Source organism: Bacillus sp. TH25 (genome assembly GCF_016650935.1).
Lineage (GTDB): Bacteria > Bacillota > Bacilli > Bacillales > Bacillaceae_G > Bacillus_A > Bacillus_A mycoides.
The window spans coordinates 16,474-35,733 of sequence record NZ_JAEKEU010000039.1; the positions used below are offsets into that span (position 1 = coordinate 16,474).

18 protein-coding genes are annotated in these 19,260 nt (G+C 39.1%); 15 read left to right on the top strand and 3 right to left on the bottom strand.

The features are described 5' to 3' along the window. The gene (locus JFT89_RS23910; RefSeq protein WP_201040771.1) at positions 1–783 is read right to left on the bottom strand and encodes a TIGR00266 family protein; all 783 of its coding nucleotides are present in this window, start codon (positions 781–783) and stop codon (positions 1–3) included. Positions 784–1,104: 321 nt separating this feature from the next. Here JFT89_RS23910 and cspD point away from each other — a divergent pair, with 321 nt between their 5' ends. After that, positions 1,105–1,305, top strand: a complete 201-nt coding sequence (gene cspD / locus JFT89_RS23915) for a cold-shock protein CspD (protein WP_001193051.1) — start codon at positions 1,105–1,107, stop codon at positions 1,303–1,305. A gap of 43 nt (positions 1,306–1,348) precedes the next feature. Here cspD and JFT89_RS23920 read toward each other — a convergent pair whose 3' ends face one another. Continuing rightward, a complete protein-coding gene (locus JFT89_RS23920) occupies positions 1,349–2,080 on the bottom strand; it encodes a yteA family sporulation protein (RefSeq protein ID WP_002067870.1) in 732 nt (243 codons plus the stop codon). 124 nt (positions 2,081–2,204) lie between these two features. Beyond that, the gene (locus JFT89_RS23925) at positions 2,205–3,158 is read right to left on the bottom strand and encodes a 1,4-dihydroxy-2-naphthoate polyprenyltransferase (protein ID WP_002067873.1); all 954 of its coding nucleotides are present in this window, start codon (positions 3,156–3,158) and stop codon (positions 2,205–2,207) included. Between the two features lie 193 nt (positions 3,159–3,351). Between JFT89_RS23925 and JFT89_RS23930 the strand changes: the two genes are divergently transcribed. From JFT89_RS23930 to JFT89_RS23995, 14 genes are all read left to right on the top strand, one after another. Next, positions 3,352–4,746, top strand: a complete 1,395-nt coding sequence (locus JFT89_RS23930) for an isochorismate synthase (RefSeq protein ID WP_201040773.1) — start codon at positions 3,352–3,354, stop codon at positions 4,744–4,746. Beyond that, on the top strand, positions 4,743–6,497 hold the full coding sequence (gene menD, locus JFT89_RS23935; RefSeq protein WP_201040774.1) for a 2-succinyl-5-enolpyruvyl-6-hydroxy-3-cyclohexene-1-carboxylic-acid synthase: 1,755 nt from the start codon (positions 4,743–4,745) through the stop codon (positions 6,495–6,497). The genes JFT89_RS23930 and menD overlap by 4 nt, the downstream gene beginning before the upstream one ends. Beyond that, complete coding sequence (menH, locus tag JFT89_RS23940; RefSeq protein WP_033707265.1) at positions 6,494–7,306, top strand: 2-succinyl-6-hydroxy-2,4-cyclohexadiene-1-carboxylate synthase; 813 nt, start codon at positions 6,494–6,496, stop codon at positions 7,304–7,306. The genes menD and menH overlap by 4 nt, the downstream gene beginning before the upstream one ends. Before the next feature lie 68 nt (positions 7,307–7,374). After that, positions 7,375–8,193 carry a 1,4-dihydroxy-2-naphthoyl-CoA synthase gene (menB, locus tag JFT89_RS23945; protein WP_002034513.1) on the top strand — a complete coding sequence of 273 codons (819 nt, stop codon included), beginning with the start codon at positions 7,375–7,377 and terminating at the stop codon, positions 8,191–8,193. A gap of 562 nt (positions 8,194–8,755) precedes the next feature. Then, positions 8,756–10,201: an o-succinylbenzoate--CoA ligase gene (locus JFT89_RS23950; RefSeq protein ID WP_201040775.1), complete on the top strand. Its 1,446-nt coding sequence runs from the start codon at positions 8,756–8,758 to the stop codon at positions 10,199–10,201. Then, positions 10,202–11,308 (top strand): o-succinylbenzoate synthase, encoded by a 1,107-nt coding sequence (gene menC, locus JFT89_RS23955; protein ID WP_201040778.1) that lies wholly within the window; start codon positions 10,202–10,204, stop codon positions 11,306–11,308. Positions 11,309–11,554: 246 nt separating this feature from the next. Next, positions 11,555–12,253 carry a response regulator transcription factor gene (locus JFT89_RS23960; protein ID WP_002067824.1) on the top strand — a complete coding sequence of 233 codons (699 nt, stop codon included), beginning with the start codon at positions 11,555–11,557 and terminating at the stop codon, positions 12,251–12,253. Then, the gene (locus JFT89_RS23965) at positions 12,246–13,352 is read left to right on the top strand and encodes a sensor histidine kinase (RefSeq protein ID WP_016095903.1); all 1,107 of its coding nucleotides are present in this window, start codon (positions 12,246–12,248) and stop codon (positions 13,350–13,352) included. Before JFT89_RS23960 ends, JFT89_RS23965 begins: the two co-directional genes overlap by 8 nt. A gap of 82 nt (positions 13,353–13,434) precedes the next feature. Beyond that, positions 13,435–14,295 carry a D-Ala-D-Ala carboxypeptidase VanY gene (locus JFT89_RS23970; protein ID WP_002067826.1) on the top strand — a complete coding sequence of 287 codons (861 nt, stop codon included), beginning with the start codon at positions 13,435–13,437 and terminating at the stop codon, positions 14,293–14,295. A gap of 276 nt (positions 14,296–14,571) precedes the next feature. Continuing rightward, on the top strand, positions 14,572–15,672 hold the full coding sequence (locus JFT89_RS23975; protein ID WP_002067829.1) for an amidohydrolase/deacetylase family metallohydrolase: 1,101 nt from the start codon (positions 14,572–14,574) through the stop codon (positions 15,670–15,672). Further along, a complete protein-coding gene (locus JFT89_RS23980) occupies positions 15,650–16,753 on the top strand; it encodes a DgaE family pyridoxal phosphate-dependent ammonia lyase (RefSeq protein WP_016095904.1) in 1,104 nt (367 codons plus the stop codon). The genes JFT89_RS23975 and JFT89_RS23980 overlap by 23 nt, the downstream gene beginning before the upstream one ends. 1 nt (position 16,754) lies before the next feature. Further along, on the top strand, positions 16,755–17,510 hold the full coding sequence (gene dagF / locus JFT89_RS23985; protein ID WP_000181936.1) for a 2-dehydro-3-deoxy-phosphogluconate aldolase: 756 nt from the start codon (positions 16,755–16,757) through the stop codon (positions 17,508–17,510). After that, positions 17,503–18,519, top strand: coding sequence for a sugar kinase (locus JFT89_RS23990; RefSeq protein ID WP_002191029.1), 1,017 nt, complete (start codon positions 17,503–17,505; stop codon positions 18,517–18,519). The genes dagF and JFT89_RS23990 overlap by 8 nt, the downstream gene beginning before the upstream one ends. Next, complete coding sequence (locus JFT89_RS23995; protein ID WP_002015828.1) at positions 18,519–19,244, top strand: GntR family transcriptional regulator; 726 nt, start codon at positions 18,519–18,521, stop codon at positions 19,242–19,244. The genes JFT89_RS23990 and JFT89_RS23995 overlap by 1 nt, the downstream gene beginning before the upstream one ends. Positions 19,245–19,260: the final 16 nt, after the last annotated feature.

Sequence of the window (19,260 nt, forward strand, 5' to 3'; positions counted from 1 at the left end):
TTACTCTTTCCCATCTAAAAGGCGACCAAGTCCACCTAATACACTACCTTCACCAGTACTTTGCGCTGCTGGGCTTGTAAGGCGTGCTGCTAAGCGGCTAAGTGTTAAGGACTGAATCCAAACAGTTCCAGGACCTTCTAACGTTGCGAAGAATAAACCTTCACCGCCAAATAGAGCTGTTTTTACTTTTCCAACGAATTCAACATCATAGTTAACGTCTTTTGTCATTGCAACGAGACAACCTGTATCAATGCGAAGTTTCTCGCCAGGTTTTAATTCGCGCTTATATACTGTTCCGCCTGCGTGCATGAAAGCTAGTCCGTCACCTTCAAGTTTCTGCATGATGAAACCTTCACCACCGAAGAAACCAGTTCCAATTTTCTTTGTAAATTCGATTCCGATAGAAACACCTTTTGCTGCACAAAGAAATGCATCTTTTTGGCAGACTACTTTTCCTTGATATTCTGTTAAATCAACAGGAATAATTTTTCCAGGATAAGGAGCGGCGAATGATACGTGTCGTTTGCCATGACCTGTATTTGTAAATACAGTCATAAACATACTTTCACCTGTAACGAGACGTTTACCTGCGCCCATTAATTTACCGAATAGACCACTAGATGGTCCAGAACCATCACCGAAAATCGTTTCCATTTCGATATGATCTTCCATCATCATCATTGCGCCAGCCTCTGCGACAACGCTTTCTTCTGGATCCAATTCAATTTCAACAAACTGCATATCATCGCCATATAACTTATACTCGATTTCATGTGCTTGCATTTTTTCACCTCATCATATGTATTAATTATATTGTACAAAAATTAAAGAAATTAGAATACTGTAGTTTTATTAATTTTTGAATAAAAATAGAATGAAAATTTATGATTATACTAGGATTATAAAAAAAGATGGGACGAAAGTGTTCTCATTTGACGTTTTTGATATAGCATGATATAGTGAGAACACTATTGAGCTACATAATGTGGTACGGAAATAAAGCACGTTGTATTAAAGGCTGTAAGCTTGTTATACATTCATGTCCTTTATATCCACCTTTTCATGTGGATTCATAGTTTCATTTTTATTTAGGAGGTACATGACATGCAAACAGGTAAAGTTAAATGGTTTAACGGCGAAAAAGGTTTTGGCTTCATCGAAGTTGAAGGCGGAGAAGACGTATTCGTACATTTCTCAGCTATTCAAGGCGACGGCTTCAAAACTTTAGAAGAAGGTCAAGAAGTTTCTTTCGAAATCGTTGATGGAAACCGCGGACCACAAGCAGCTAACGTTACAAAAAACTAATTAGCTAGCGAAAAAAAGCATTCCGAATTTCGGAATGCTTTTTTTATGCTTTAGAACCAGACTCATCTGAAGATAATTCACCTTTAAAGGTGCGTTCTTCAAAGTCATCAAGCGATTGTTCATATTCTTCATGTTCTTCTGTTGCGAAAACTTGTGGGTTTTTTCCATACATATCTGTTCCGATAAAGTTTTCGAAATCCTCTACATACCCAACATTTTCTTCACTATTTACGTACATGCCATTATAGTTTTTTGAATCCTGTCTTTCTAAATCGGATGGTGTTTCTGATGTTCCGTAATTTGCGACGTCTTGCCAAGCATCTTCAGCATCGTACTCTACAGAATAATCTTCGTCGTGCTTATGAAACGAAGGATCTAGCACCTCTTCTTCAACTGGACGCGTCTGCATATCTAATTTATTTGTAGTGTGCTGAATACACGTTGTAGCAGTTGGCATTGCTTCTAATCTTTCAAATGGAATTTCCTCACCAGACACTTCGCAAATTCCGTACGTACCAGCTTCAATTTTTTGCAGAGCATGTTTCGTATCTTCTAACTGTTTATGCCAAAATTCGATGAGTCCGAAATCTTTCTCACGTTCGTACAATTCTGTAGCCATATCACCTGGATGGTTGTCATAGCTAGACAATTCTCCTACTGAATCACGTTCAGATGCACGGTTTTCATCTTCATGAGTTTGTATCGTTTGTTCAACTTCTTGCTGTTGTTTTTCTAGAATAGATTTAAATTGATTTATTTGTTGTGGAGTTAACATAGTCGTCCACCTTCCTACAATTCAGTTTCTTTACATAGTATGAGCGTTGAGAGTAGGAATTATGAGGTGAATTTCAGCCGGGAAGTCGGTATATGAAAAAAGGAGCCGCATAAGCAGCTCCTTTCTATAGGAAGTATCCAAGCAATAATCCGATTCCCATTAGGAGACCGAAAATTGTATTTGTTTTTGCTGTTGAAATCATCGCAGGTACCATTTCCATTGGAATGCTTTTGCCGATAAAGCCTTTCGTCGCTTTAAATGCTTTCGGTACACTTAAGAATACGATAAGCATCCATGGTGATACGATGTTAACGATGATTAAAGCGATTGTCCAAATGTAGGCAACGATAAACATAGAAGCAAGTACACCAACGGCTCTTTCGCGTCCAACGAGAATTGCTAACGTTTTACGACCATTTTCTTTATCACCATCTAAATCACGAATATTGTTAGATAGTAAAATTGCACCAATTAAAATGGAGCTTGGAATAGATAATAAAATCACTTCTGATGTTACTGCGCCTGTTTGGATAAAGAATGAAATACCAATAATAATGACACCCATAAATAATCCTGCTGTTAGCTCCCCAAATGGTGTGTACGCAATTGGAATGGGGCCACCAGTGTAAAGGTAAGCAACGGCCATACAAACAAGACCGATTGCAGCAAGCCACCAGCTAGAGTTCATACAAATATAAACACCTAATAGCGTTGCGATGCCTAAAAATCCGAATGCTAAGTTAAGCACGGTTTTTGGTTTAATGCCATCGCGGACGATAGCACCGCCGATTCCAACTGAACCTTCATGATCGAGTCCTCTTTTATAATCAAAGTATTCATTAAACATGTTCGTTGCTGCTTGAATGAGAAGGCAAGCAAGAAGCATCATAAAGAAAAGAGGAAGATGTATTTGATTTATACCTCCGACCTGCATTGCAAAAGCTGTTCCGATGAAAACAGGAACGAAAGCTGCTGTTAATGTATGGGGACGTAATAAACTCCACCAAATGCGCCAGCCGGTTTGTTTACTTGGCTTTTGCGCTGTAGGAGAGGAATTCGTTTCGACGTTCATTTCCATGTTGAACCCTCCTTGGTCACATATTGTACACAATTAAGTGTAGAAAAAGCATCATTTAGTGTCAACGTTTATTTTCTAGGAAGAGAAGGTGAATTTCTCAGAAATGCTAAACGTTGACAGGCCTTTCCTTTGAGGTGTATCTTAAAATCAAGCGTAATTATGACTATTTTTCGCCCATAGGGGGGAGACAATTGTGATTCAAACGAAACGAAAAGGCTTACAAGAAGTTCTTGTTACAGCTATTAAGCATGCGACTGATGAAAAAACATTAGTTAGTTTTGTAAAACAAATAGATTGGGTGGATCCACTTCTGTTTTATGCAGCAGGAAAAAGGATCGCATTCGAAAATAGATGTTATTTTGCAGACCCAGCTCAGCATGTAATATTTGCTGGAATTGGCTCTGTTTTCACTATAGTAAATTCTTCTCACAAACGCTTTCAAACTGCTCGTGACGAGTGGGATAAAGTAAAAGAGAAAGCATTCGTACAAAGAGAAGGATACGAATTTGGAACAGGTCCTCTTTTATTTGGTGGATTTTCATTTGACCAAGAAAAAGAAAAAACGAATCTTTGGAAAGAATTTGATGATACCACATTTTCACTACCAGCATTTTTATTAACTGTAAAAAATGAAAAGGCGTGGTTAACGATTAATAAGTTCGTTTCAGCTGAAGATTGTGCAGAAACTCTTTATAACGAAATTATTTCTGTAGAAGAGAGAATTTTACAAGAGAGTAAATGTGCACTAGTAGGATCAAAATTAACAGTTACTTCTAAAGTAGAAGTTGATCCGAGTGGCTGGATGAACGCGATTGGAAAAGTGCAAGATGAAATGAAGCAAGGGAACGTGCAGAAGGTTGTATTAGCAAGGGAGCTAAAATTAACGATGGATCAGCATATTGATTCCGTTCTTGTTTTAGAAGCGCTTCGCATTGGGCAACCGGATTGTTACGTATTTTCTTTTGATTATAAAGGAGCATGCTTCTTAGGGGCGACACCTGAGCGATTGATTCGAAAAGAAGGCGAGAAGTTCACATCGATGTGCCTTGCTGGTTCAATTGGTCATGGCAATTCTATAGAAGAAAGTAAACAAAATGGTGAGACGCTTCTTCATGATGAAAAGAATTTGGCTGAACACGGTTATGTAGTTAACATGATTCGAGGTGTGCTAAGTGAGCATTGCGAATCTGTTAATATTCCGGAGAGCCCAGGCTTATTAACGACGAAAAATTTAATCCATTTATATACGCCAGTAGAAGCAAAAGGTGATGCAAGTCTTTTAACGATGGTAGAAGAATTACATCCAACACCAGCTCTTGGTGGTACACCTCGTCATGAGGCGTTGAAATTAATCCGTGATGTAGAGCTTTTAGATAGAGGATTATATGGTGCACCAATTGGCTTTATAGATGATGAAGGAAATGGTGAATTTGCGGTTGCACTTCGCTGCGGATTATTAAATGGCGAGAAGGCATCCTTATTTGCCGGCTGTGGTATCGTAATTGATTCAGTAGCGCAGCTTGAATATGAAGAAACAAGTTTGAAGTTTAGACCGATGCTTGGTGCTTTGGAGGAATTAATGAGATGAACAATCATATAGAAGCATTATCATATTATTTAGGCGCGTTCGTGGACGAACTGACGCGTCTAAATGTATGTGATGTTGTCATTAGTCCTGGCTCACGGTCAACGCCGATTGCCTTACTAATGGAACAACATGAAGGAATGAAAACATATTTACATGTAGACGAAAGATCAGCAGGATTTTTTGCGCTCGGTATTGCGAAAGCAAAAAAACGTCCTGTTGCGCTATTATGTACGTCAGGGACGGCAGCAGCGAACTATTATCCAGCTGTATGTGAAGCGTTTCATTCACGAGTGCCGCTTATCGTATTAACAGCGGATAGACCGCATGAATTAAGAGATGTGGGTGCACCACAGGCGATGAATCAATTTAATTTATACGGTACTTTTGTGAAGCAATTTACAGAGATGGCACTTCCTGAAGCGAGTGAAGCAATGTATCATTACGCTCGAATGACAACGCAGCGTACGATAGCAAGCGCACTTCTAGCGCCGCAAGGACCTGTTCATCTTAATTTTCCAGTTCGCGAGCCGCTTATACCGGATTTCTCATTAGAAAGTTTATGGGATAAAGGGCGTGGTGAATATACAGGAGTAGTTCAGCAAGGGAACGTGACGATGCCGGGTGAATATGTAGATTCTCTTGTAGGGCGCCTTTCACATATGGAAAAGGGGCTTATTATTTGTGGAGACGGCAGTCATCCAGAAATAACAGAAGTTGTTATGAAAGTAGCTGAGAAAACAGGGTATCCAATTTTAGCAGATCCACTTTCTAACCTCCGTAGTGGTAATCATGATAAAACGATGGTTATAGATTGTTACGATACATTTTTACGAAATGAATTGTTAAAAGAAACGTGGAAGCCGAATGTTTTAATTCGTTTCGGAGGAATGCCTGTCTCTAAAGCATTAACGCAGTTCATCAAAAAACAAACGAAAGCTGTTCATATCGTTGTTGATGAATCTGGACAATGGAGAGATCCAGCTCTAGTTGCGACAGAAGTTGTACAAGCTAGTGACAGTGAATTTTGCAGAGCATTACTAGAGAAAATGCCAGTTATGAAAAATAATGATTGGTTCGGAATGTGGAAACATATAAACGAGAAAACGAGAGAAACGCTTCGTGAGATGGAAGCATATGAAACGGCGTTTGAAGGAAAAGTAATTACGGATATTGTACGTGTATTACCAGAAGGGGCAACGTTATTTGCGAGTAATAGTATGCCAATTCGCGATACCGATTCATTCTTCTTCACATCGGATAAAAACATTCAAGTAATGGCGAACCGCGGTGTAAATGGTATTGATGGAATCATTTCAACAGCTTTAGGAGCGAGTATTATTTGTAATCCGCTCGTATTAGTAATCGGTGATTTATCATTTTATCATGATTTAAACGGACTATTAGCCGCGAAACTACATGAGTTAAATATAACGATTGTTGTTGTAAATAATGATGGTGGAGGTATTTTCTCATTCTTACCACAATACGAGAAAAAGGAACATTTCGAATCATTATTTGGAACACCAATTGGGCTTGATTATGAACATGTTGTCAAAATGTATGGTGGTTCATTTAGCCGTGTAAATGGTTGGGAAAACTTCCGAGAAGAAGTACAAACTGGAACGAAAACGAATGGATTACACGTTGTGGAAATTTGTACGAATCGCGAAGAAAACTTGAAATTACATCGTGAACTATGGGCAAAAACAATGGACGTTATTACTACATCTTTGCAAGGTGAATCAAAATGAAAGTAACATTGCAAGGTGTATCGTATGAATATGAAGTAGCCGGAAGCGGGGAACCACTTCTACTTCTTCATGGTTTTACGGGAAGCATGGAAACGTGGGGTTCCTTTATTCCTTCTTGGAGCGAGCAGTTTCAAGTCATTCTAGTAGACATTGTTGGACACGGGAAAACGGAAAGTCCTGAAGATGTGACGCATTATGATATTCAAAATGTGGCATTGCAAATGAAAGAACTACTGGATCATCTTCATATTGAAAATGCGCACATACTTGGCTATTCAATGGGTGGTAGACTTGCGATTACGATGGCATGCTTATATCCAGAATATGTGCGTTCGCTTCTTTTAGAAAACTGTACAGCTGGACTTGAGAGTGCAAAGGAGCGAAAAGAACGCAAGGAAAAAGATGAACGACTTGCCGATAAAATTGAGCAAGAAGGCATCCGAATTTTTGTATCGATGTGGGAAAATATTCCGCTATTTGAAACGCAAAAACGTTTAGTGCAAAACGTAAAAGAAGCGGTGCGAAAAGAACGACTTGCTAATAATCCAAAAGGACTTGCAAATAGTCTTCGCGGCATGGGAACAGGGGCTCAGCCTTCATGGTGGAACGAATTGCAAAACCTAAAAATGCCTGTCCTTTTACTGAATGGAGAAAGTGATGAAAAGTTCTTTCGCCTATTAAAAAATATCGAAAAATGCATCCCTCATGCGAAATTTGTCAAAATTGATGGGGCTGGCCATGCAATTCATGTGGAACAACCGGAAAAGTTTGATACAATAGTAAAGGGATTTCTAAAAACTATGCAGTGATACTTTTTTCAGCAAGAAGGAAGTTGCACTTATAGCGGAGATCAGAAATATAAAAGGAGGTAATAGTAATGACTATTGAATGGGTAAAAGAAGGCAATTACGAAGATATTATTTATTCAACATACAATGGCATCGCAAAGATTTCGATTAACCGCCCTGAAGTACATAATGCATTCCGTCCTAAAACGGTAATGGAGTTAATCAATGCTTTTGCACACGCTCGTGATGATGCAAATGTTGGCGTTATCATTTTAACAGGTGAAGGTGGACGTGCATTCTGTTCTGGCGGCGACCAAAAAGTTCGCGGTCATGGTGGCTATGTAGGTGACGACCAAATCCCACGTTTAAACGTATTAGACTTACAACGTCTAATTCGCGCAATCCCTAAACCGGTTATCGCAATGGTAGCAGGTTATGCAATCGGTGGTGGACACGTACTTCATATCGTATGTGACTTAACAATCGCTGCAGACAACGCTGTATTCGGACAAACAGGTCCTAAAGTAGGAAGCTTTGACGGTGGATACGGAGCTGGTTATTTAGCTCGTATGGTAGGCCATAAGAAAGCTCGTGAAATTTGGTACCTATGCCGTCAATATAGTGCACAAGAAGCACTTGATATGGGCTTAGTAAACACAGTAGTACCATTAGAAGAACTTGAAGCAGAAACAGTACAATGGTCACAAGAAATTTTAGCAAACAGCCCAATGGCACTTCGTTTCCTAAAAGCTGCATTCAACGCAGACACAGACGGTTTAGCTGGTATTCAACAACTAGCTGGAGACGCAACGTTATTGTACTACACAACTGACGAAGCAAAAGAAGGCCGCGACGCGTTCAAAGAAAAACGCAGTCCGGACTTCGGTCAATTCCCTCGTTTCCCGTGATCAAAAGCGGAGCCGACTGTTTAGCCCCGTAGGCTAAGGTTCTTTCGCACAGAAAGTGTTTTTTACTTTCTCGTGCGGAAGGTTCTTAGACGGAAGGGGCTAGGAGGCGCAGCTGGATGAGACCAAAAGCGGAAGCAGCTCGCTCAGAATGTGAGGGGGATGGAGCTTCTGACAAAGAGGCGCTTTTTGCCTCGTAGGAAGAAGCGAAGCCACCGAACATTCTAGCCGCTGTAGCTGGATGTCTCAAAAGCGGAAGCGGCTCGTTCAGAACAAGAGGGCGTTGGAACTCCTGACAAAGAGGCGCTTTTTGCCTCGTAGGAAGGCGTGAAACGACCGACTGTTCTAGCCGCTGTAGCTGGATGTCTCAAAAGCGGAAGCGGCTCGTTCAGAACAAGAGGGCGTTGGAACTCCTGACGTAGAGGCGCTTTTTGCCTCATAGGAAGGCGTGAAACGACCGACTGTTCTAGCCGCTGTAGCTAGATGAGATCAAAACCGGAAACAAAACAACTAAGAGACTTGATGTCATATCAGGTCTCTTTCTTTCATGAAAGGAGAATGAGTGATGGAGACGATGCCGAATTGGTTAATGCAACGTGCATTTTTAACACCTGATCGCACTGCAATTGAAATTGAAGAGGAGAAGGTTACTTTCATGCAGCTGCATGAAAAAGTAGTATCTGTTTGTGAACACCTCACGCATGTAGGAGTGAAGCGGGCGCAAAAGGTGGCTGTTCTGATGAAAAATGGTATGGAGATGATTACAGTTATTCACGCCCTATCTTATATAGGTGCAGTAGCTGTGCTTTTAAATACGCGTCTTTCAAGAGAAGAGCTACTTTGGCAAATGGATGATGCGGAAGTTGTTTGTTTAGTGACGGACCAAGAGTTTGAGACGGAAAATGTTCCAGTATGTTCATTTGCTGAAGTGATGCAAGGACCGAAGACGGAAGCATCTATACAAGAAGAATTCTCTTTAGAAGAAGCGATGACAATTATTTATACGTCAGGGACGACAGGGAAACCGAAAGGCGTTATTTTAACATACGGTAACCACTGGGCAAGTGCAGTCGGTTCTTCGCTTAATTTAGGGCTTCGTGATGATGATTGTTGGTTAGCTTGTATGCCAATGTTCCACGTTGGCGGGTTATCTCTTTTAATGAAAAATATTATGTACGGTATGCGCATTTTACTCGTTCCAAAATATGATGCTAATTTTATTCATAAAGCACTTCAAACGAGAGGCGTTACGATTATTTCTGTCGTTTCTAAAATGCTAACAGATTTATTAGAACGACTTGGAGAAGAGATATATCCATCTTCTTTACGATGCATGTTACTTGGGGGAGGACCAGCACCGAAGCCGTTATTAGAAACATGTGTGGAAAAAGGAATTCCTGTGTATCAAACGTACGGTATGACAGAAACATCATCGCAAATTTGTACGTTATCAGCAGATTATATGTTAACGAAAGTAGGATCAGCCGGAAAACCACTATTTCAGTGTCAGCTTCGTATTGAAAAAGACGGTGTAGTTGTGCTGCCCCGTGCTGAAGGAGAAATTGTAGTAAAAGGACCAAACGTAACAGGTGGCTACTTTAACCGTGAAGATGCGACGCATGAGGCGATCAGAAATGGATGGCTTCATACTGGTGACCTCGGTTATTTAGATGAGGAAGGATTTTTATACGTATTAGATCGACGCAGTGATTTAATTATTTCTGGCGGAGAAAATATATATCCAGCTCAAATTGAAGAAGTATTGCTCTCTCATCCGGCGGTAGTAGAAGCGGGTGTTGTCGGTATGGCTGACGAAAGTTGGGGACAAGTACCAGCTGCTTTTGTTGTAAAAAGTGGAGACGTAACAGAAGAAGAAATTCTTCGTTTTTGCGAAGAGAAATTAGCGAAATATAAAGTGCCGAAGAAAGCATGTTTCTTAGAGGAATTACCACGAAATGCTTCGAAGAAATTGTTAAGACGAGAGTTAAGACAATTAGTGGAGGAGATGTAGGTGGAAATAAAAAAAGCGACACTTTATATAACGGAAATGCCGCTCATTATCCCGTTTGCGGCAAGTTACGGGACTTATGAAAAGCGTGAAAGTATCGTCATTGAATTAGAAGATACAGATGGATACATTGGTTTTGGTGAAGTCGTTGCATTTTCTGAACCGTGGTATACGGAAGAAACGGTGAAGACAGCGCTGCATGTACTTCAGGATTTTTTATTACCAGATTTATTGAAAGCTGAAATCTCTCATCCGAATGAAGTACCGTCTTTGTTCCAACATATAAAGAGAAACCGAATGGCAAAGGCCGGAATTGAAGGTGCTGTTTGGGATTTATATGCGAATCGTCAAAAGCAGTCGTTAGCGATATTGCTTGGTGGAAATAGGTCTGAAATTGAAGTCGGCGTTGTGATTGGGATCAATACGATTCCGGTTATGTTAAAACAACTCGAGAAGTACGCGCAAGAAGGATACGAGCGCTTTAAAGTGAAAATAAAGCCAGAACATGATTACGAATTACTGAAAGAAATTCGCAAAGAGTTTCCGCATATCCCGTTAATGGCTGATGCAAATTCAGCTTATACATTAGCGGATACGGAGAAGTTGAAACGACTAGATGAATTTCAATTGATGATGATTGAACAACCGTTAGCGGATTATGATTTTCTTGATCATGCACAACTGCAAAAGAAAATTGAAACACCGATTTGTCTAGATGAAAGCATCCATAGTTTAGAAGACGCACGTGTTGCGATTACGCTTGGTAGTTGCCAAATCGTTAATATTAAACCAGGGCGAGTGGGCGGATTAACAGAATCCATTCAAATCCATAATTATTGTATGGAGCATAATATCCCGGTTTGGTGCGGCGGTATGGTGGAAATGGGGATTTCACGAGCGCAAAACGTTGCGCTTGCTTCATTGCCGAACTTTACGATTCCTGGAGATATATCTGCTTCTAGTAGACATTGGGAGAAGGATATCATTTCACCAGAAGTGATGCTTGAAGGCGGAAAAGTAAGGGTACCGCAAAGTATTGAACGTGAGTATGAAGTAGATCGAGGCAGGTTGGAAGAAATAACAAAGCAGCGGATTATTTTTGAGCGATGAATGGGAGCTTTTATTAATACTGACTACCTGCAAATAGCGGGATGATTTTGTCGTTAATTGTTGGTAAGTCGATATATTTAAAAAATCGCTGATATAATTTAAATTACAGTTGATATATTTTGAAAATCGCCGATATAATTTCATTTATCAAGGTTACTCTTACGGGTAGCCTTTTCTTATTGTACAAATTGGATAGACTAGTTTAAAATCGAGCGTATGAAAACAGAATAAAGTAGGGGGACTAAAATGAAGCACATTTCAATTTTAATAGCTGATGATGAAGCGGAAATTGCTGATTTAATTGAGATACATTTAGAAAAAGAGGGTTACCACGTCGTTAAAGCAGCTGATGGAGAAGAAGCCATGCATATTATTCAAACTCAACCAATCGACTTAGTGGTTTTAGATATTATGATGCCGAAAATGGATGGATATGAAGTGACGCGTCAAATTCGCGCGAAGCACCATATGCCAATCATATTCTTAAGTGCGAAAACGTCTGATTTTGATAAAGTGACCGGTCTTGTATTAGGCGCAGATGATTATATGACGAAACCTTTTACACCGATTGAATTAGTTGCACGTGTAAACGCACAACTGCGTAGATTTCTTACGTTAAATCAGCCGAAAGTAGCGGAGAGTAAATCTGCTTTAGAAATTGGCGGAGTTGTTATTGATCCTGAGCGCCGAACGGTAAATGTGTACGATGAGAAAATTGAATTAACCCCAAAAGAGTTTGATATTTTATATTTATTAGCGAGTCATCCGAAGAAAGTGTACAGTGTGGAAAATATTTTTCAGCAAGTATGGGCTGAAGGGTATTACGAAAGTGGAAATACAGTTATGGTACATATCCGTACTTTGCGGAAAAAACTTGGAGAAGATAAAAGAAAGAATAAGTTAATAAAAACAGTGTGGGGAGTAGGGTATACTTTCAATGGCTAAAAAGATGAGAAGCTTTCGATCGAAGATGGTTATGCTATTTGCGTTAAGTATGATATTTGCTGCGGGCATAACGTATTTACTTTATGAAGGATTACGGATTTATTATAAGCTAGTAGTTCGTTATGAGGATCCTTTAGCCCAATTTCGTTCAATGGTAAGACAAATTGGGGATATTAATTTCTTTTTAATTATCTTCATCCCTCTATCCATTATGTTTTTCTTCTTCCTTACTAGACCATACTTAAAATATTTTGATGAGATTTCGAACGGGATTCATCATTTGGCGAACGGTGATTTTACAAATCAAGTTCGCGTTTCATCAAATGACGAGTTTGGATATATTGCTCGTGAAATAAATGTAGCGAGTGAGAAATTAAAAGAAGCAGTTGAACGAGGAGACTTTGCGGAAAGTAGTAAGGATCAGCTCATTGTTAACTTAGCTCATGATTTAAGAACACCATTAACTTCTGTTTTAGGTTATTTAGATTTAATTCTTAAAGATGAGAATTTGACGAAGGAACAAATTAAACATTTTTCCACAATTGCTTTTACGAAATCGGAAAGGCTTGAAAGCTTAATTGATGAATTATTTGAAATAACGAGAATGAATTATGGCATGTTGCAGCTGGAAAAAAGACCAATTGATATAAGTGAACTACTTATACAGTTAGAGGAAGAATTGTATCCGTCATTAGAAAAAAAGGATTTAGAAGCGAGATTGAATATTGCGCCCCACTTACATATTAATGGTGATGGGAAATTATTAGCTCGAGTCTTTGAAAATCTTTTAACGAATGCGATTCGTTACGGATATGATGGGAATTTTGTTGATATGAACGGATATATTGATCATGAAGAGGTAGTTGTACAAATTATTAATTACGGAGATAGCATTCCAGAAGAGGATTTACCATATTTATTTGATATGTTTTATACAGGTGATAAGGCAAGATCAGAGCAGCAAGGTAGTACAGGCCTTGGGTTATTTATTGCGAAAAATATTGTCGAGCAGCATAACGGTACCATTTCTGCTGAAAGTAATGTAATTAGAACGATATTTGAAGTGAGATTACCAAAAGAAGAGAATCAGGCGATTTAATAAAAATTTAAACTTTACCCCACTTTTTATTTTAATAGTTTTTTCTATTCTATACGTAAGTTACGTTAAGGAGGAACTAGAAATGAAAAAGTGGGTATTTATTTCTCTTTTTATATTATGTACAGTCTGTGTAGGCTTTTATATATCACCATTATTTCAAAAGGATATCGATGTTAAAATTGCAGAAAAAGATAATAAGGTAAAATCGGCGAATATTGAAAAGGTAGAGGTTACAAAAGAAGAGATTTATAAGGGAAATCTATTATTAGTTAATAAAGATTACCCAGTTAAAAAAGATAGCATTAGGTCCGACATTATAAATGTAAATCACAATAGTGAATTAGTAAGAGGTTATGTGGTATTTGATAGAAATCTTCGCTTATCAAAGGATATTGTAAAAAAGTTTTTAAACGTTGTCGATGCAGCTGGCAAAGATGGAGTACAGCATTTCTTAATGAGTAGCGGTTACCGAGATTTTCAAGAACAAAGTAAATTATATAAAGAAATGGGATCTGATTATGCACTTCCAGCAGGATATAGTGAACATAATTTAGGGTTATCACTCGACGTTGGGTCTACTCAAAAGAAAATGGAGAAAGCTCCTGAAGGAAAATGGATTGAAGAGAACGTATGGAAGCACGGATTTGTTTTACGTTATCCGAAAAATAAAAGTGATATTACGGGCATTCAATATGAGCCGTGGCACATACGTTATGTCGGCTTACCACATAGCGCAATTATGCAAAAAAAGAAGATTACGTTAGAGGAATATTTGGACTTCTTAAAAGAGGAAAAAGAAGTTTCAACGGAGGTTGAAGGTAAGAAATATACGGTTTCTTATTATAAAGTTTCAGATCGTATGAACGTGAATGTTCCGGTGAATAAGCAGTATGAAATTTCGGGGAACAATATGGACGGGGTTATTGTGACGGTTCAAGAATAGAGAAAAAGGCTGGTCCGTTTTGGGTCAGTCTTTTGGCATATAAGAAATAGATTGCCGTTTTTTGTCGGTAAATCGATATTCCTTGTCGAATCATTGATATAATTTCCTGTACTATCAACATTTTGTGGATTGTTTTTTTATTTACCATTAAACATTATAACGTTATATTTACTTTTTTTTTTTTTCATGATACTCTAAATATGTGAAAGAGATATAAAATGAAACTTTAATGTAAGCGTATTCTTATGGCTTCTTATAGAAAAGGGTGGAAATACAATGACAGAACGATTCGTGCTACGTAATGTGAAGCGTGTGAACGGGGAAGAGATTGACATTGTAGTTGAAAATAATAAAATCGCACAGGTGACGAAAGCTGGTGCTGGCGAGGGTGGAAAGGTTCTTGATTACTTAGGTACTTACGTATCGAGTGGCTGGATTGATTTACACGTTCATGCTTTTCCAGAGTTTGATCCGTATGGCGATGAGGTAGATGAAATTGGCGTTAAGCAAGGGGTAACGACAATTGTTGATGCGGGTAGCTGCGGAGCTGATCGTATTGCAGATTTAGTACAAAGTAGAGAGCAGGCAAAAACGAATTTATTTGCCTTTTTAAATATTTCTCGCATCGGTTTGAAACGAATTGATGAATTATCCAATATGGAATGGATAGATAAAGAGAAAGTAATAGATGCAGTAGAAAAGTATAAAGATGTAATCGTTGGATTAAAAGCGAGAATGAGTAAAAGTGTCGTTTGTGATAGCGGAATTGAACCGCTGCACGTAGCGCGCTCTTTATCTCGTGAAACATCATTGCCGATTATGGTACATATCGGTTCAGCGCCTCCACGTATAGAGGAAGTTGTACCTCTTTTAGAAAAAGATGATGTCATTACACATTACTTAAACGGGAAAGAAAATAATTTATTTGATGAAGAAGGAAAACCGATATCTGTGTTATTAGATGCAGTGAAACGCGGTGTGCATTTAGATGTTGGTCACGGTAATGCTAGTTTTTCTTTTAAAGTAGCAGAGGCGGCGAAGCGTCACGGTATTGCCTTTAATACAATTAGTACAGATATTTACCGGAAGAATCGTATACACGGTCCAGTGTATAGTATGGCTCACGTTCTTTCGAAATTCCTTTACTTAGGTTATCCGCTAGAAGAAGTAATTGATGCGGTGACGAAAAATGCGGCAGAGTGGCTGAAGAAACCAGAGCTTGGCCGCATTCAAGAAGGGGATATTGCAAACTTAACTTTATTTACGGTGAAAGATGAACCGATTACGTTAATTGATTCAGAAGGGGATCAGCGCACTGCTGAAAGAAGAATTGATACGAAAGGGGTTGTAATCAATGGGTCATTCATTGAATGCTAAGTACGGATTAAAAAGAGTTATTAATGCGAGCGGTAGAATGAGTATTTTAGGTGTATCCGCTCCGACAAATACAGTCATGGATGCGATGAAACATGGTGGACAAAATTATGTGGAAATTGCCGATTTAGTAGATAAAGCGGGAGACCATATTGCGAGAATTTTAGATTCAGAGGCAGCGGTCGTTGTGAACTCAGCATCGAGTGGAATTGCGCTTTCTATTGCTGGTATCGTTACAGAGGGAAATCGCCGTAAAAGTGAACGACTTCATCAAGAAGTAATCGCGAAAAACGAAGTGATTATGTTAAAAGGTCATAACGTTCAATACGGTGCTCCTGTTGAAACGATGATTTATTTAGGTGGTGGTAAGCTCGTTGAAGTAGGTTACGCAAATGAAGGGAAAGCGGAGCATATTGAAGATGCAATTGGCGAAAATACAGCAGCGATTCTATATGTGAAATCCCATCATGCAGTACAAAAAAATATGATTTCTGTTGAAGAAGCATGGGAAGTTGCGCAGCGAAATAACGTACCACTTATCGTCGATGCGGCAGCTGAAGAAGATATTCAAAAATACGTGAAGTATTCAGACCTAGCCATTTATAGCGGTTCAAAGGCAATTGAAGGACCTACTTCTGGTATTGTCGGAGGTAAACGAAAATATATTGAATGGCTAAAAGTACAATTACATTGCATCGGAAGAAGTATGAAAGTTGGGAAAGAGACGACTTTCGGCTTACTTCAAGCGCTTGATGAGTACGGAGTGAAAGAAGATAAGAGTGAGCAAGAAAAAGAGTTGTTACAAGTACTTATGCCGCTGAAAGAGTTAAACGGTGTAAATGTAACAATCGTTCAAGATGAAGCAGGAAGAGCAATTTTTAGAGCGCGTATTCATATTAACGAGAACGAATTAAATAAAACTGCAAAAGATGTTGTGACCGCGTTACGCGAAGGGGAAATCGCGATTTACACACGTGATTACGGAGTAAGACAAGGGTTCTTTGATATTGATCCACGTCCACTTCAAGGCGATGACATACATGTGATTGAAGAAAAAATGAGAGAAATTGTAGGGGGAAACTAAGATGACAAACATTCAAAAACGTTTTTATAAAGGCCGCGTAGCATTAAATGTATTAGCGAACAATATCCGAAATGCGAAAGACATTTTTGAAGCAGCAGAAGGTTATGTAGTAGTCGGTGTGTTATCAAAAGACTATCCGACAGTAGAAGAAGCAGTAACTGCGATGAAAGCATACGGAAAAGAAATTGATGACGCTGTATCAATCGGACTAGGAGCAGGAGATAATCGTCAAGCGGCAGTTGTGGCTGAAATTGCGAAACATTATCCAGGTAGTCATATTAACCAAGTGTTCCCTTCAGTTGGAGCAACGCGCGCAAATCTTGGCGGAAAAGATAGCTGGATTAATAGTTTAGTATCACCTACAGGAAAAGTAGGGTACGTAAATATTTCTACTGGTCCAATTAGTGCAGCTGGAGAAGAAAAAGCAATCGTTCCAATTAAAACAGCGATCGCACTTGTACGTGATATGGGCGGGAATTCATTGAAATACTTCCCAATGAAAGGTTTAGCGCATGAAGAAGAATATCGCGCTGTTGCGAAAGCATGTGCGGAAGAAGGATTTGCATTAGAGCCAACGGGCGGAATTGATAAAGAAAACTTTGAAACAATTGTACGTATTGCATTAGAAGCAAACGTAGAGCAAGTTATCCCGCACGTGTACTCTTCTATTATTGATAAAGAAACTGGCAATACGAAAACAGAAGATGTTCGTGAATTACTAGCGGTCGTGAAGAAGTTAGTTGATCAATATGCGTAAGAAAATTGCAGCATTCGGTGAAGTTATGATGCGCCTGCAAGTGCCAGGGTATGAATTGCTATCGCAAGCAAACTCCTTAAATTACTCATTTTCTGGTACAGGTGTGAACGTTGCAGCAGCACTTTCTCATCTAGGGCATGAAGGTTTTCTTATTTCAACTTTACCGGAAAACTCTGTCGGGGATGCTGCGGTATCACATATTCAAAAGTTAGGCATTCAGGCACCGTTTGTTTCAAGAGGCGGTAAATATGTTGGTATGTACTTTTTAGAAAATGGATTTGGAGCACGCGCAAGCCGCGTTACATATTCGAACCGATTAGAAAGTAGTTTCAATACGGCATGTGAAGAGATGTACCAATTTGAAGAAATCGCAAAAGAAATTGATATCGTTCATTTTTGCGGGATTACCCTTGCGATGAATGATACTGTGCGCCATCATATGAAATCTTTGGCGAAGGCAGTTAAAGAAAATGGAGGCACTGTCGTTTTCGATTGCAACTATCGTCCATCGCTTTGGGGAGAAGATGGGTATGAACAGGCGAAACCTCATTATGAAGAAATGCTAGGCCTTGCCGATATTGTAATGATGAATGAAAAAGATGCGATGTTTGTTCTCGGAATGAAAACGGAAGAGACGGAGCGAGAAGCACAGCTTGTTGATCTTATTCCAAAAGTCGCTGAAATATATAATATCGCTACAATTGCTGGGACACATCGTTCTATTAATAGCGATAATACACACTCACTTCGCGGATTCATATGTAAAGATGGGACGTTCACTTTTGCCAAAACACTTACGTTTTCTGTATATGATAGAATAGGTGCTGGAGATGCTTATACGAGCGGAATTATTCATGGCGAGATAGAAGAGTTTGCACCAGAGAAAGCTGTTTCATTCGCGTCAGCAGCTGGAATGCTTGCACATACAATCGTCGGTGATACGCCAATGTCATCAGAGAAAGATATACTTCGGGCAATGACGGCATCAGTAGGTGATGTAGAAAGGTAGTGGGTGTAACGGTGAACGTAACGAGAAAAAGAGGTCCATTATATTTACAAATTAAAAATATTATTCGTGATCGAATATTACATGGTGTTTATGCCATTCATACAAATATTCCTTCTGAACCACAATTAGAAGAAGAGTTCAAAGTGAGTAAAATTACAGTGCGAAACGCAATTAAAGAACTCGTTCAAGAAGGATATTTGGAAAAGAAAAGTGGTAAAGGAACGAAAGTCATTCGAAATACTTCTGCGACAAAGCTTTCAAAGGGAAAGAAATTTACAGAAGTGTTAGTGGAAGAAGGCTATAAAGTACAAAAGAAATTGCTAAAGGCAGAAGTGGTTCATAATGAAGAAGGAACAGTACCATTTCGTTTGTTTGGTAAAGAGAGTTTTCGTATTGAGCGCCTATATGCTTTAAATGATACTCCGTACATTCATTATACGCACTATTTCTCAGCACAAATGGCAAGTACAGACTTAGCGGACTTTGACTTACAATCGCTTTATGATCTAGTCGAGGACCGTGGTATACATTTAGAAAACTTCAGAGATGAATTCGCTGTTGGATTTGCGCCTAATTTCGTTGCAGAAGCGTTAGGAGAAAAAGAGGGAACAGCGTTATTAAAACGTATGCGCTATTCTTACGATGAAGTTGGAGAAGTAATTGAATATAGTGAAGGCTACTACAATACGGAAATGCAGCATTACGTTGTAAATTATGATGTGTAAAAAATGAAGAGGGACT

Excerpts from the sequence above, each read along its gene's own strand:
- JFT89_RS23970 (WP_002067826.1), top strand. The coding sequence starts at position 13,435 with ATGAAAAAGTGGGTATTTATTTCTCTTTTTATATTATGTACAGTCTGT.
- menH (WP_033707265.1), top strand. The coding sequence starts at position 6,494 with ATGAAAGTAACATTGCAAGGTGTATCGTATGAATATGAAGTAGCCGGA.
- menB (WP_002034513.1), top strand. The coding sequence starts at position 7,375 with ATGACTATTGAATGGGTAAAAGAAGGCAATTACGAAGATATTATTTAT.
- JFT89_RS23980 (WP_016095904.1), top strand. The coding sequence starts at position 15,650 with ATGGGTCATTCATTGAATGCTAAGTACGGATTAAAAAGAGTTATTAAT.
- JFT89_RS23975 (WP_002067829.1), top strand. The coding sequence starts at position 14,572 with ATGACAGAACGATTCGTGCTACGTAATGTGAAGCGTGTGAACGGGGAA.
- JFT89_RS23950 (WP_201040775.1), top strand. The coding sequence starts at position 8,756 with ATGGAGACGATGCCGAATTGGTTAATGCAACGTGCATTTTTAACACCT.
- JFT89_RS23990 (WP_002191029.1), top strand. The coding sequence starts at position 17,503 with ATGCGTAAGAAAATTGCAGCATTCGGTGAAGTTATGATGCGCCTGCAA.
- dagF (WP_000181936.1), top strand. The coding sequence starts at position 16,755 with ATGACAAACATTCAAAAACGTTTTTATAAAGGCCGCGTAGCATTAAAT.
- JFT89_RS23925 (WP_002067873.1), bottom strand. The coding sequence starts at position 3,158 with ATGGAAATGAACGTCGAAACGAATTCCTCTCCTACAGCGCAAAAGCCA.
- cspD (WP_001193051.1), top strand. The coding sequence starts at position 1,105 with ATGCAAACAGGTAAAGTTAAATGGTTTAACGGCGAAAAAGGTTTTGGC.
- menD (WP_201040774.1), top strand. The coding sequence starts at position 4,743 with ATGAACAATCATATAGAAGCATTATCATATTATTTAGGCGCGTTCGTG.
- JFT89_RS23965 (WP_016095903.1), top strand. The coding sequence starts at position 12,246 with ATGGCTAAAAAGATGAGAAGCTTTCGATCGAAGATGGTTATGCTATTT.
- JFT89_RS23960 (WP_002067824.1), top strand. The coding sequence starts at position 11,555 with ATGAAGCACATTTCAATTTTAATAGCTGATGATGAAGCGGAAATTGCT.
- JFT89_RS23920 (WP_002067870.1), bottom strand. The coding sequence starts at position 2,080 with ATGTTAACTCCACAACAAATAAATCAATTTAAATCTATTCTAGAAAAA.
- JFT89_RS23910 (WP_201040771.1), bottom strand. The coding sequence starts at position 783 with ATGCAAGCACATGAAATCGAGTATAAGTTATATGGCGATGATATGCAG.